Consider the following 12,898-nt stretch of genomic DNA (forward strand, 5'->3'; position numbering starts at 1 on the left):
GCCATTGCAGCCTGCCTCAAGTCGTCTCAAGTCGTTTCGAAAACAAGCCATGCCCAAGCTGCTCAAGCGTCTCCTGCTGTCCCTCCCCACCCTGCTGCTGGTGAGCATGGTGGTGTTTTCCCTGCTGGCGGTGCTACCGGGCGATCCGGTAGCCGCCATCCTCGGCATGGAAGCCACGCCGGAAGCGGCGGCCGCCCTGCGCCTGAAACTGGGCCTGGACGATCCGCTGCTGGTGCAGTACGGGCGCTGGCTATGGGCCGTGCTGCACGGCGACCTGGGCCGCTCCTTCATCGACAACACCCCGGTGGCCGACGCCCTGTGGCAACGCCTGCCGGTGACCATCGAACTGGCCATCGGCAGCTTCCTGGTGGCGGTGATCATCGCCGTGCCGGCCGGCATCCTCTCGGCCGCACGACCGCGTGGCTGGGCCAATGCCATCGGCACCCTGATCGCGCTGTTCGGCATGTCGGTGCCACACTTCTGGCTGGGCATGCTGTTCATCATCCTGTTCGCGGTCAAGCTGGGCTGGCTGCCGGCCTCGGGCTTCGTACCACTGAGCGTGGACTGGCACGCCAACCTGATCGCCATGATCATGCCCATGGTGGTGACCGGCCTGCGCGAATCGGCCATCCTCATGCGCATGGTGCGCAGCAGCCTGCTGGAAGTGCTCAACGAGGACTACATCCGCACCGCCTTCTCCAAGGGCCTGCGCGACTGGCAGGTGGTGCTGGGCCACGCCCTGCGCAACGCCATGATCCCGGTGCTCACCGCCAGCGGCCTGATGGTCTCGGGCATGCTCGGTGGACTGGTGATCACCGAAAGCATCTTCGGCATTCCCGGCATGGGCAAGATGATCGTGGACGCCATCTTCCAGCGCGACTACGTGACCGTGCAGGCCGGCGTGCTGGCCGCCACCGTCATGGTGGTGATCGTCAACCTGGGCGTGGACCTGCTCTACAGCGTGATCGATCCGCGTATTTCACGATGATCACGATGAGCTTCATGAGCACCATGCATCCCCGCCCACCCTGCCAGGCCCGACCATGAATTCCTCCACCAACACGACCAACACGACCAACACGACGTCCTCCCAGGCCCTGCCCGAACTGCCGCGCTGGCGCACGCTGCGCCGCTTCGCCGGCAACCGGCTGGCGCTGATCGGCGCCCTCATCATCGGGTTGCTGATCGTACTGGCGCTGGCCGCGCCACTGCTGGCGCACTACGACCCCATCTTCGACCAGGACTACGGCAACCTGCTGGCCGGCCCCAGCGCCGAACACTGGCTGGGCACCGACGATCTCGGCCGCGACATCTACACCCGCATGCTCTTCGGCTCGCGCATCTCGCTGCAGGCGGCGCTGATCTCGGTGGGGCTGGCGTTTTCCCTGGGCGTGCCCATCGGCATCGTCAGCGGCTACTACCGTGGCGCGGTCGATGCCATCGTCATGCGCGTGGTCGATGCACTGCAGGCCTTCCCCTCGCTGATCCTGGCGCTGGCACTGGCGGCCGCACTGGGTGGCGGCTTCTACAATGCCATGGTGGCGGTGGGTATCGGTTTCACGTCTTCCTTCGTGCGCCTGGCGCGCGGCCAGGCCATGACCATCCGCAACCTCGATTACGTGATGGCGGCCCGCTCGATCGGCGCCGGCCACCTGCGCATCATGTGGCGCTACATCCTGCCCAATTCGCTGGCGCCGCTAGTGATCCAGGCTACCTTCGCCATGGGTACCGCGATCATCGCCGAAGCCGGCCTGTCCTACCTGGGCCTGGGCGCCAAGCCGGAAGATCCGAGCTGGGGCTCCATGCTGCACATCGCCCAGGGCTACCTGAACACCACACCGATGCTGGCCATGTGGCCGGGGCTGGCGATCTTCCTGGTGGTGCTGGGCTTCAACCTGCTGGGCGATGGCATCCGCGAAGTCTTTGATCCAAAACTGAGCCGCTGATGGCATCACCAAGTGAGTCACCAAGTGAGCCGCCAAGGAATACCCATGCTGGAAATCGACAATCTGAAAATAGAATTCCTGAGCCACGGCCGGCGCGTGGCGCCGGTCGATGGTGTCTCCTTCTCGCTGGGGCGCGACGAAACGGTCGGCCTGCTGGGCGAATCCGGCTGCGGCAAGAGCGTGACCGCGCTGTCCATCCTGCGGCTGTTCCCCATGGCCAGCCAGGCCCGCCTGTCAGGCGCGATCCGCTTCGACGGGCGCGACCTGCTGCAGGCCGAGGATGAGGCCCTGCGCGGCATCCGGGGCAAGGAGATCGCCATGATCTTCCAGGAACCGATGACTTCCCTGAACCCCTTGCACCGCATCGGCGAACAACTGGCCGAGATGCTGCGCATCCACACCGGCCTGGCGCGCCAGGAAATCGATGCCCGCGTGCTGGCCATGCTGGAACGCGTGGGTCTGGCACGGGCCGCGCAACTGGTGGACGAATACCCGCACAGCCTCTCCGGCGGCATGCGCCAGCGCGTGATGATCGCCATGGCACTGCTGTGCAAGCCCAAGCTGCTCATCTGCGACGAACCCACTACCGCCCTGGACGTCACCATCCAGGCCCAGATCCTGGACCTGATGCGTGACCTCAAGCGCGAGCAGCAGACTTCCATCCTGTTGATCACCCACGACCTGGGCGTGGTAGCCGAGATGTGCGAACGGGTGGTGGTGATGTATGCCGGCCAGGTGGTGGAACAGAGCAGCGTGGAGGACCTCTTCGACCGCCCCGCCCACCCCTACACCCACGCCCTCATGCGCGCCCGCCCGGCACTGGACGCCACGCCCGGCGCGCCCCTGAACGCCATTCCCGGCAGCGTGCCGCCGCCCGGCACCGTCAAGAGCGGCTGCCGCTTCGCCGCCCGCTGCGCCCGCGCGCAGGACATCTGCCGCCAGGAAATGCCGCCACTGGAAGACCTGGGCGACGGCCATCATGTGCGCTGCTGGTATCCGCATTGAAGCAAGGCTAATGACGATGAACCCTCCCCTGCTCGAAGTCCACGGACTGAAAAAACATTTTGCTGCCGGCAGCACCACCGTCAAGGCCGTCGACGACGTCTCCTTCAGCATTGCAGAAGGCCAGACCCTGGGCCTGGTCGGCGAATCCGGCTGCGGCAAGTCCACCACCGGCCGCAGCGTACTGCGCCTGATCGAACCCACCGAAGGCAGTGTGCGCTTCATGGGCCAGGAAATCACCCTGCTGCCGGCCGGCCCGCTGCGTGCCATGCGCCGCCACATGCAGATGGTGTTCCAGGACCCCTATGCCTCGCTGAACCCGCGCATGAGCATCGGCGAAGTGCTGGAAGAACCGCTCATCGTGCATGGCCTGCACGACCGCGCCACCCGCAAGCGCAAGGTGGCCGAGGCACTGGACATGGTGGGTCTGAACCCGGCCTATGCGGCGCGCCATCCGCACGAATTCTCCGGCGGCCAGCGCCAGCGCGTGGGCATCGCCCGCGCCATCATCACCCGCCCCAGACTGGTGGTGGCCGACGAAGCCGTCTCGGCGCTGGATGTCTCGATCCAGGCGCAGATCCTCAACCTGCTGCGCGAACTGCAGCAGGAACTGGGGCTGACCTATCTCTTCGTCTCGCACGACCTGGCCGTGATCCGCCATGTGAGCGACACCATCGGCGTGATGTACCTGGGCCGCATGGTGGAGCTGGGCGCGCGTGAAGACATCTACGCCCGGCCCAGCCACCCCTATACGCAAGCCCTGCTCTCGGCCATCCCGCGTGAACACCCACGCGAGCAGCGCCAGCGCATCGTGCTGCAGGGAAGCATCCCCAACCCGGCCGCGCCGCCCGCCGGCTGCCACTTCCATCCACGCTGCCCGTCCTGCATGGAAGTCTGCCAGCGCGAAGTGCCGGCCCCGATCAAGCTCAGCCCCACCCATACCGTGGCCTGCCACCTGTATCGCTAAAATACACACCTGACCCAAGAACGAGAGACCGCCATGCCTGCCTTCCCCGACTTCAGCAGCAATCACTATCCCTACCTCTCGCGCCGCAGTGCCGTCTATGCCCGGCGCGGCATGGTCGCCACCTCGCAGCCGCTGGCCGCGCAAGCCGGGCTGGAAGTCCTGCAGCGCGGCGGCAATGCCATCGACGCCGCCATCGCAGCGGCCGCCGCGCTGACGGTCGTGGAGCCGACCGCCAACGGCATCGGCGGCGATGCCTTCGCCCTGGTCTGGCATGGCGGCAAGCTGCATGGCCTCAACGCCAGCGGCCCGGCACCGCAATCGATCTCGGCCGACAAGCTCACCGGCGCCGGCCTGAAGGAAGTCTCCAAATACGGCGCCCTGCCGGTGACGGTGCCTGGCACGCCCAGCGCCTGGGCTGCCATGGCCAAGCGCTTCGGCAAGCTGGCCCTCACCGATTCGATGGCCGGTGCCATCACCCTGGCGCAGGAAGGTTTCCCGGTCTCGCCGATGGTGGCGCACGCCTGGCAGGTGGCACAACAGAACTTCAAGCGTGAATTCAAGGACGCCCATTTCCAGTCCTGGTTCGACACCTTCTGCATCGACGGCCGAGCACCGCAAGCCGGCCAGCTGTGGCGCTCGGCCGGCCATGCCGCGACCCTGCAATCCATCGCAGAGGACGGCGCCGAAGGTTTCTATCGCGGTGAACTGGCTGGCCGGATCGCCGCCTTCATCCAGCAAGCCGGCGGCTACCTGCAAGCCTCCGACCTGGCCGCCTTCCAGCCGGAATGGGTGGACCCCATCGGCGTGAACTATCGCGGCTACGACGTCTGGGAAATCCCGCCCAATGGCCACGGCATGGTGGCGCTGATGGCGCTGAACCTGCTGAAGGCCTACGACTTTTCCGAGCGCGACACCCTGGCCACCTATCACCGCCAGATCGAAGCCATCAAGCTGGCCTACGCCGATGGCCTGGCGCACATCGCGGACCCGGCCCACATGAAGGTGACGGGGGAGCAGTTGCTCTCCGACGCCTATGCCGACGAACGCCGCAAGCTCATCGGCGAACGCGCCACCCTGCCGGTGGCCGGCGATCCCTCACGCGGTGGCACGGTCTATCTGTGCACCGCCGACGCCGAGGGCAACATGGTGTCCTTCATCCAGAGCAACTACATGGGCTTTGGCTCCGGCCTGGTCGTGCCGGGTACCGGCATCGCCCTGCACAACCGTGGCAACAACTTCACCCTGGAATCCGGCCATCCCAACGTGCTGGCGCCGGGCAAGCGCCCGTATCACACCATCATCCCCGGCTTCATGACGCGCAACGGTCAGGCAGTCGGTCCCTTCGGCGTGATGGGCGGCTTCATGCAACCCCAGGGCCATGTGCAGATGGTGATGAACACGGTCGATTTCGGCCTCAACCCGCAGGCATCGCTGGACGCGCCGCGCTGGGAATGGGAAAAGGGCAACAAGGTCTCCATCGAACACAGCACCGCCGAACACCTGTTCCGTGGCCTGGGCGGGCTTGGTCACGAGGTCTCGTGGTCGGGCAACCAGTTGGGCTTCGGCCGTGGCCAGATCATCTGGCGCAATGACGAAGGCGTCCTGTGCGGCGGTACCGAACCGCGCACCGATGGCTGCGTAGCGGCCTGGTGAGGATGCGACCATCGTGAAGAGCGTGGCTGCCCCCTCCCCCCTGCCGCCGTCGGCCGAGGCCATCGACGTGGCCGAGCCCGACGGCGACGATGCGCTGGTGCGCAGCGGCTCCCTGCCCGAATATGTCTACGCCCAGCTGCGGCAGGATATCTTCGACATGCGGCTGCTACCCGGCGACCAGATCACCGAGACCGAAATCGCCGCCTACTTCAAGGTCTCGCGCACGCCGGTGCGGCAAGCCCTGCAGCGGCTGCAGAACGATGGCCTGATGCAGGGCTACGTGCGCGGTGGCTGGGAGATCGTGCCGATCGATTTCAAGCGCTTTTCCGACCTCTACGAAATGCGCAAGCTCATCGAGACCCACGCCGTGCGCCGCCTGTGCGCCCAGGCCGGCGACCAGAGCGTGCTGGCCGGCCTGCGCGCCTCCTGGTGCGTGCCGGAGCAGGCCCGCGAGCTGGATGGCCCCAAGGCCGCACAGCTCGACGAAGTGTTCCACCAGACCCTGGTGCGCGCGGCCGGCAATCAGGAGATGGCCGATACCTTCGACCGCCTGACCGACCGCATCCGCATCGTGCGCCGCCTGGATTTCCTCTATGGCGATTGCCTGCATTCGACCTACGAGGAACATGCCGCCATCCTCGACTGCATCGCGGCCGGCGATGCCGACGCGGCACAGCAGCTCATGGGAGAGCACATCGACGGCAGCCATGCCGAGGTCAACCAGATCACCCTGCACCGCCTGCACAGCGCCCGGGCGACTGCCACCACCAAGCCCCCGGCCTATGTATCGGTGCGGGTGCGGCGTTCGTTCTGACCGCTGCTGACCCCGCCTGAAAAGACCGCGGTGCTGTGTTAGGCTTTCCGCTTCGTCATCAATCTACCGAGCGGGGAGACACGCATGAAAGTTGCAGTGATGGGCGCGGGTGCAGTGGGCTGTTATTTTGCCGGGATGCTGGCACGCGCCGGACATGAGGTGGTCCTGGTGGGCCGCCCCCAGCACGTGGAGGCCTTCAATACCCGTGGCCTGCGGCTGGAAGCCAAGACCTTCGATGAGACCATCCCCGTCAAGGCCAGCACCGATCCCGCCATTGTCGCCGGCGCCGAGCTGGTGCTGTTCTGCGTCAAGTCTCCTGATACCGAAACTGCCGGCGCGCAACTGCGCCCCTACCTGGGCGCCGATACGCTGGTGCTGACATTGCAGAACGGCACCGACAATGCCGAGCGCCTGCGCACCGTGATCCCGCAACCGGTGTCGGCGGCGGTGGTCTACGTCGCCACCGAAATGGCCGGCCCCGGCCACGTCAAGCACCACGGACGCGGCGAACTGGTGATCGAACCGGCTGCCCGCAGCCGGGCTGCCGCCGATGCCCTGATCGCCGCTGGCGTGCCTACCGAGATATCCGACAATGTGCGTGGCGCCCTGTGGCTGAAGCTGATCATCAACTGCGCCTACAACGCCCTCTCTGCCATCACGCAACTGCCCTACGGCAAGCTGGTGGAAGGCGTGGGCGTGCCGGAGGTGATGGCCCACCTGGTGGCCGAATGCAAGGCCGTGGCCGCTGCCGAAGGGGTGACCCTGGCCGGCGACGTCGACACCGCCGTACGCAAGATCATCGAGACCATGCCCTCCCAGTTCTCCTCGACCGCGCAGGACCTGGCACGCGGCAAGCCCAGCGAAATCGACCATCTGAACGGCTTCATCGTCCGGCGCGGCCAGGCCCATGGGCTGTCCACACCGGTCAACCTGACCGTGCATGCGCTGGTCAAGCTGATCGAGAGCAAGGTGAAATAACTTATCGCATCAGCGCAGCATGGCCGACATCGCCGACAAGCTGTTGAGCACGCGCACCGCGTATTCCGCCGTCGGCGCATCGAACTCCACGGTGACATTGTCGCTGCGCTCCAGGATGGGCAACTGGCTGAACAGGTCGGCCAGCGCCACGGTCTGTACCTGCAGGCGACACCGCAATGGTCCGTGCAAGGGCAGTACCGGCATCGACGCCGGTTGCGCCAGCAGGCTGGTCACTGCCTGCCGGGCGCGCTCTTCCAGCAACACGCAAGATTGTTGAGGGGTCAGCGAATCGCCACTGTTGGCGCCATAGGCTTTCTTGGTCTCGGCAAAGACCGCGTGGGGATACAGCGGCTGGTTTTCCTCGATGAAGGCATCGTCCCCGCTGCCGAAGATCACCGGCACGCCATGCTCGGCAGCCAGTGCGCCATAGAGGCCGGCCTCGCCCATCTCCTGCCCGCCCAGCCAGACCCGGGCAAAGGCAAAGCTGTTGGTGGTGTGCGCGAGGATGCCGCGCCCCTGGGCGCGCGAGTGGTAACCCACCAGCATCACGGCATCGATCTCCTGGTCCACGCCACCCATCATGCCCAGCACGCGAGGCTTGCCCAGCACCATGCGGGCCTGCGGATGCAGCAGGTCGGGCAGCAGATTGCGGAAGCCGCCATGCGAATCATTGACCTTGATGCCGGTGGCACCAGCCGCCAGGGCACCGCGGATGACGGCGTTGGCTTCTTCGGTCATCCAGCGCCGGGCGCGTTCATATTCGCCGTTGCCGGCACGGGTCTGCTCGACGTGAAAAACCCCGGCCACGCCTTCGATATCGACGGAAACCAGAATGTTGGCGCGTTTGCCAGTCATGAAAATCTCGCTACGGTAAGTCGTTCAGTTCAATGCCGCCAGCCGCTCGCGCAGGCTGACGCGCACATGGCCGTCGCGCCCGTACACGGTCTCGGCGGCAAAGAGCGCATGGACGATGGCCTGCTCCACGCTGTCGGCGGCGGCATGGAACAGCGGATCCAGCAGATGATCGGCCAGCAGCGCCATGTGCAGGCACTCGGCCTCGGCCTCGATCTGCTGCGCGGTCGAAAACGCCAGGGCGATATCGCCGCTGCCGTGCCCATAGGCCGATCCGGTACGTGCCAGCCCGGCACCGGCCCGTACGGCCAGGCGCTTCAACTGGCGCGCATCCAGCGGCGCATCGGTGGCCAGGATGATGATGATGGAGCCCTTCTCGGGGGCGGCATCCGGCGGCTCTGCAGCGGCCAGGCGCGCGCCCAGCGGATCGCCGGCCAGGATCAGCTCGGGCAGGCGACCGAAGTTGGACAGCACCAGCGCCCCCACGGTGTAGCCCTGCCCGGCGGCGCCGACAACGGCTACCCGGGAAGCCGTCCCGATCCCGCCCTTCAGGCCGAAGCTGGACATGCCGCGCCCGGCGCCCACCGATCCTTGGGCCACCTCAGATGAAACTGCCTGCAGGGCCGCATCGAAATGCGCCGGCTGCACCGCCATCGCCTGCAGATCGTTGAGATAGCCGTCATTGCATTCCAGCACCAGCGGATTGACGGTGGGCAGGCTGCGCCCGCATTGCGGGTTGGCGCGCAGGGTGTGGGCGATCTGGGCGTTGAGCAGCGTGCCGACGGCGAAGGTGTTGGACAGCGCAATCGGCGTCTCCAGCAGGCCCAGCTCTTCCAGTTGCACCAGTCCGGCACTCTTGCCGAAGCCGTTGATGACCGCCGCGGCCGCCGGCAGGCGGTGGGTGAACAGGTTGCCGCCATGCGGCGCAATCACGGTCACCCCGGTCTGCACCGGGCCGTCATCGAGGGTGCAATGGCCGACGGTCACGCCGGCCACGTCGGTGATGCTGTTACGCGGGCCGGCGGCAAGCCGGCCAATGTGCGGTAGCGTCGACATAGGCGACCTCGTCACAAGCGGCAGGCCCATCGCCATCAACGCTGATCGATCTTGGGATCGAGCGCGTCACGCAGGCCATCGCCCAGCAGGTTGAAAGCCAGCACGGTGAGGAAGATGGCGATGCTGGGCACCAGCGCCACGTGCGGCGAGGTCACCATGTCGGCGCGGGCTTCGTTCAACATCAGGCCCCACTCCGGCGTGGGCGATTGCGCACCCAGGCCGAGGAAGGACAGCCCGGCGGCGGTGATGATGGAGGTGCCGATGCGCATGGTGAAATACACCACGATGGCCGAGATGGTGCCGGGGAAGATGTGCTTCCACATGATGGTGGTATCGGACGCACCGATGCTGCGGGTAGCCTCGATATAGGTCAGGTTCTTCAATTGCAGGGTATTGCCGCGCACCAGGCGGGCAAAGGCCGGGATGCTGAACACCGACACCGAGATGATGACGTTGATCATGCCGCCACCCAGGATGGCGACGATGCCGATGGCCAGCAGGATGCCGGGGAAGGCGAACAGTACGTCGCAGATACGCATGGTGATGCGGTCCCACCAGCCCTCGTAGTAGCCGGCCAGCAGGCCGAAGACGGTGCCGATCACGGCGCCGATGGCCACCGAGAAGAAGCCCGAGGCCAGCGAGATGCGTGCGCCCATCAGGATGCGGCTGAAGATGTCGCGGCCCAGCGAGTCCACGCCGAACCAGTGGGTCCAGGTCGGCGGCGAGTTCAGGGCGTCGTAGTCGAAGAAGTTCTCGGCATCGAACGGCACGATCCAGGGGGCCAGGATGGCGACCAGGATCAGCAGCAGGATGAACACGCCGGCATAGACGGCCAGCCGCTGCTTCTTGAACTTGCGCCAGAATTCGCGCCACGGGGTGCGGATCTTCTGGCCAGAGGCCGTGACCGCGGCGGGATCGGGCGGCGGCAAGGGCGCGCCGGTTTCGGAGGTGGTTGCCAGAGGCGAATTGGAGAGCGACATGATTCCCCTCACTTGAAACGGATGCTGGGGTTGATCACGGCATACAGCACGTCCACCACCAGGTTGATGAAAATGAATTCCAGCGAGAACAGCAGGATCTCGGCCTGGATGATGGGGTAGTCACGCATTTCGACCGCGTCCACCAGCAGGCGCCCCATGCCCGGCCAGTTGAAGACCACTTCGACCAGGATCGAGCCGCCCAACAGGAAGCCGAACTGCAGGCCCATCATGGTGACCACCGGAATGAGGGCATTGCGCAGGCAGTGCTTGATGACTACCACCGTCTCGGTCAGGCCCTTGGCGCGGGCGGTACGGACGAAGTCTTCCTGCAGGATCTCGATGAAGGAGGAACGGGAGAAGCGCGCCATCACCGCCGCCACCGCAGCGCCCAGCGTGATCGAGGGCAGGATGTAGTGGCGCCAGGTGTCGTCGCCCACCGTGGGCAACCATCCCAGGTTGACCGAAAACACCTGCATCAGCAGGATGCCCAACGAAAAGGCAGGGAAGGAAATGCCGGACACCGCCAGCGTCATGCCCAGGCGATCCGGCCACTTGTTGCGCCATACCGCCGAGGAAATGCCGATGATCAGACCGAAGATCACGGCCCAGATCATGGCCACCACCGTCAGCCACAGCGTGGGCCAGAAGCGCGCGGCGATCTCTTCGGACACCGGGCGCTTGCTGCGGATGGAACGACCGAAGTCACCCTTGGCGGCGTTGACGAAGAAGTTCACGAACTGCTCCGGCAGGGGCTTGTCCAGGCCGAGGTCGGCACGCACCAGCGCGACCGTCTTGTCGTCGGCGTCGGGGCCGGCCGCCAGGCGTGCCGGATCGCCCGGCAACAAGTGCACGAACAGAAATACCAGGACCGCCACCAGCAGCAGCGTGGGAATCAGGCCTAACAGGCGTTTGATGACAAAGGAAAACATGATGCTCTCTGAATAAGGCCGCTCGTCGCCGATGGATCGGACCCTTCTTGTTGCGCGATGGACCAGACGTCCATCGAAGAATGCAAGCGGCGGCGCGCTCCTGCTGCGCCGCCGCTTGGTGCTGCCTGCTTACTTCGTCAGTTCGATGTTCTCGAATTCAATCGCCTGGTCAGGCATCACATAGACGCCCTTGAGGTTCTTGTTACGCGCGTACAGCAGCTTTTCGGTCACCAGGAAGGCCCACGGTGCATCCTTCCAGATTTCCTGCTGGGCATCCTTGTACAGGGCTTCCTTTTCCTTGCGATCGGTCAGGGTCAGGGCCTTGGCGATGTCGGCGTCGACCTTGTCGTTCTTGTAGTAGGCGGTGTTGTACAGGCGCGGCGGCATGGCTTCGGAAGCCAGCAGCGGACGCAGTGCCCAGTCGGCTTCACCAGTGGAGGAGGACCAGCCGATGTAGAGCAGACGTACCGGCGCGGTGGCAGGGTCTTGCCAGCTTTCCACGCGTTCCACGCGCTGACCGGACTCCAGGGCCTGGATCTTGGCCTTGATGCCGACCTGCGCCAGTTGCTGCTGCAGGAACTGGATGATCTTCAGTGCCGTGCTGTGCGTGTAGGCCGACCACAGTTCGGTCTCGAAACCATTCGGATAACCGGCTTCGGCCAGCAGGGCCTTGGCCTTCTTCACGTCATAGGGCCAGGGGCCGGTCTTGAAGGCGTAGTCCACGCCCTGCGGTACCACGCCTTCCATCGGCGTGGCATAGCCGTTGAAGGCCACCTTCACCAGCGCCTGCTTGTTGATGGCGTAGTTGATGGCTTCGCGCACCTTCGGGTTGTCGAAAGGCTTCTGCTTGGTATTCATCGACATGTAACGCTGGATGATGGATGGTGCCGCCACCACATCCAGGTTGGACTTGCTCTTCAACAGATCGGCCTGCTCGTAGGGCAGCGGATAGGTGAATTGCGCCTCGCCGGTCTGCATCATGGCCGAGCGGGCGTTGTTGTCGACCACCGGCTTCCAGATGATCTCGTCGACCTTGGGGTAGCCCGGCTTCCAGTAACCATCGAATTTCTCGACCTTGACGTAGTCGGTCTGTTTCCATTCGACGAACTTGAAGGGGCCGGTGCCGACCGGGTGGAAGGCGATGTCCTTGTTGCCGTACTGCTTCAGCGCAGCCGGCGAAATCATCACTGCCGACGGGTGGGCCAGCACGTTGATGAAGGCCGAGAACGGCTCCTTGAGCACGATCTTGACGGTGTAGTCGTTCAGGATTTCGGTTTTGGCGATGCGGTTGAAGAGGTTGTAGCGCTTCAACTTGTTGTCCGGGTTGGTGACACGGTCGAACACGGCCTTCACGGCATCGGCCTTGAACACGGTACCGTCCTGGAACTTCACGCCCTGCTTCAGGCGGATGGTGTATTCCAGACCGTCCTTGCTCACCAGGTAGCCTTCGGCCAGCACCGGAATGAGCTTCATGTCCTTGTCGAAACCGAACAGGCCCTGGTAGAAGGACTTGGCCATGGACAGCGACAGGGTGTCGTTGGCGTCATAGGGGTCCAGCGTGGTGAAGGTGGAATACACCGCCAGCGTCACGGTCTTGGCCGCGAACGCATGTGCCGCTGCAAATTGCAGCGAGGTGCCCAGGGCGCCGACGGCCAGCCATTTGGCAATGGTCATGCCCTTCCGGGTTGCAGTGGTAGTCATGTAGTCTCTCCTGATCAGTA

General features: G+C 65.1%; 12 protein-coding genes. 7 read left to right on the forward strand and 5 right to left on the reverse strand.

The genetic code is table 11. The annotated features are described in order from the left end of the window. Positions 1-49: 49 nt before the first annotated feature. From ACEOAC_RS16040 to ACEOAC_RS16070, 7 genes are all read left to right on the forward strand, one after another. Positions 50-988: an ABC transporter permease gene (locus tag ACEOAC_RS16040; RefSeq protein ID WP_006463582.1), complete on the forward strand. Its 939-nt coding sequence runs from the start codon at positions 50-52 to the stop codon at positions 986-988. A gap of 55 nt (positions 989-1,043) precedes the next feature. Beyond that, the gene (locus ACEOAC_RS16045; protein ID WP_182994574.1) at positions 1,044-1,946 is read left to right on the forward strand and encodes an ABC transporter permease; all 903 of its coding nucleotides are present in this window, start codon (positions 1,044-1,046) and stop codon (positions 1,944-1,946) included. 45 nt (positions 1,947-1,991) lie between these two features. Then, positions 1,992-2,951 carry an ABC transporter ATP-binding protein gene (locus tag ACEOAC_RS16050; RefSeq protein WP_413628448.1) on the forward strand — a complete coding sequence of 320 codons (960 nt, stop codon included), beginning with the start codon at positions 1,992-1,994 and terminating at the stop codon, positions 2,949-2,951. Between the two features lie 16 nt (positions 2,952-2,967). Further along, positions 2,968-3,915, forward strand: coding sequence for an ABC transporter ATP-binding protein (locus tag ACEOAC_RS16055; protein ID WP_241813431.1), 948 nt, complete (start codon positions 2,968-2,970; stop codon positions 3,913-3,915). 33 nt (positions 3,916-3,948) lie between these two features. Then, positions 3,949-5,568 (forward strand): gamma-glutamyltransferase family protein, encoded by a 1,620-nt coding sequence (locus tag ACEOAC_RS16060; RefSeq protein WP_413628449.1) that lies wholly within the window; start codon positions 3,949-3,951, stop codon positions 5,566-5,568. Positions 5,569-5,581: 13 nt separating this feature from the next. Next, positions 5,582-6,382: a GntR family transcriptional regulator gene (locus ACEOAC_RS16065; RefSeq protein WP_324877702.1), complete on the forward strand. Its 801-nt coding sequence runs from the start codon at positions 5,582-5,584 to the stop codon at positions 6,380-6,382. A gap of 84 nt (positions 6,383-6,466) precedes the next feature. After that, positions 6,467-7,360 carry a ketopantoate reductase family protein gene (locus ACEOAC_RS16070; protein WP_234296224.1) on the forward strand — a complete coding sequence of 298 codons (894 nt, stop codon included), beginning with the start codon at positions 6,467-6,469 and terminating at the stop codon, positions 7,358-7,360. Between the two features lie 9 nt (positions 7,361-7,369). Here ACEOAC_RS16070 and ACEOAC_RS16075 read toward each other — a convergent pair whose 3' ends face one another. The 5 genes from ACEOAC_RS16075 to gsiB form a co-directional block, all read right to left on the reverse strand. Beyond that, positions 7,370-8,215, reverse strand: coding sequence for a M55 family metallopeptidase (locus ACEOAC_RS16075; RefSeq protein WP_413444598.1), 846 nt, complete (start codon positions 8,213-8,215; stop codon positions 7,370-7,372). Between the two features lie 24 nt (positions 8,216-8,239). Further along, positions 8,240-9,268, reverse strand: coding sequence for a P1 family peptidase (locus ACEOAC_RS16080; protein WP_413444597.1), 1,029 nt, complete (start codon positions 9,266-9,268; stop codon positions 8,240-8,242). 35 nt (positions 9,269-9,303) lie between these two features. Beyond that, positions 9,304-10,248, reverse strand: coding sequence for a glutathione ABC transporter permease GsiD (gsiD, locus tag ACEOAC_RS16085; protein ID WP_006463593.1), 945 nt, complete (start codon positions 10,246-10,248; stop codon positions 9,304-9,306). 8 nt (positions 10,249-10,256) lie between these two features. Next, on the reverse strand, positions 10,257-11,177 hold the full coding sequence (gsiC, locus tag ACEOAC_RS16090) for a glutathione ABC transporter permease GsiC (RefSeq protein ID WP_413444596.1): 921 nt from the start codon (positions 11,175-11,177) through the stop codon (positions 10,257-10,259). 129 nt (positions 11,178-11,306) lie between these two features. Then, positions 11,307-12,878 carry a glutathione ABC transporter substrate-binding protein GsiB gene (gsiB, locus tag ACEOAC_RS16095; protein WP_039875449.1) on the reverse strand — a complete coding sequence of 524 codons (1,572 nt, stop codon included), beginning with the start codon at positions 12,876-12,878 and terminating at the stop codon, positions 11,307-11,309. Between the last annotated feature and the right edge of the window lie 20 nt (positions 12,879-12,898).

Origin of the sequence: Herbaspirillum frisingense, from assembly GCF_047325095.1 — a bacterium.
Classification (GTDB): Bacteria; Pseudomonadota; Gammaproteobacteria; order Burkholderiales; family Burkholderiaceae_D; genus Herbaspirillum; species Herbaspirillum frisingense.